Consider the following 564-nt stretch of genomic DNA (forward strand, 5'->3'; position numbering starts at 1 on the left):
CGCGCCGAGAACGTGCTGCTCGTCGGCAGCCCGGGCGTGGGCAAGACCCACCTCGCCGTGGCCATCGGCATCGAGGCCGTGCGGGCGGGGCGCGAGGTGAGGTTCATGGACTGCGCCAGGCTCGTCGAGGACCTCCAGGACGCGCAGGCCCGCGGGATCCTCAAGAAGCGCCTCAAGTACTACGCGCACTCGAAGCTGCTCGTCATCGACGAGCTGGGATACCTCGACATAGGCGAGGGCGGGGCCGACCTGCTCTTCCAACTCATCTCGACGCGCTACGAGCAGCGCTCGACGATCATCACCACCAACGTCGGCATCGGCGGCTGGGGGAAGGTGTTCGGGGACGACGTGGCGGCGAGCGCGATCGCGGACCGCGTCTGCCACCACTGCCACGTCATCAAGATCACGGGCAGGTCCTACCGGCTGAAGGACCTGCCGCGCGAGAGGAGGGGCACCGAATAGCCGAAAACGGTGGAAAAGCGTTGGCGGAACCGGTGAAAGTACGTTAGCGCGATCGGCGCCGATTCGTTTGCGCAGATGGTGAAAAGTAGGTTGACGGTATCA

Annotated in this window: 1 protein-coding gene; it reads left to right on the forward strand. The window is 65.6% G+C overall.

The features are described 5' to 3' along the window. Positions 1–462 (forward strand): ATP-binding protein (locus H6A15_RS10235; RefSeq protein ID WP_204673650.1); only part of this gene is annotated, 462 nt, incomplete at its 5' end. Between the last annotated feature and the right edge of the window lie 102 nt (positions 463–564).

This window comes from Enorma phocaeensis, assembly GCF_016901575.1.
In the GTDB taxonomy this organism is placed as follows: Bacteria; Actinomycetota; Coriobacteriia; order Coriobacteriales; family Coriobacteriaceae; genus Limicola; species Limicola phocaeensis_A.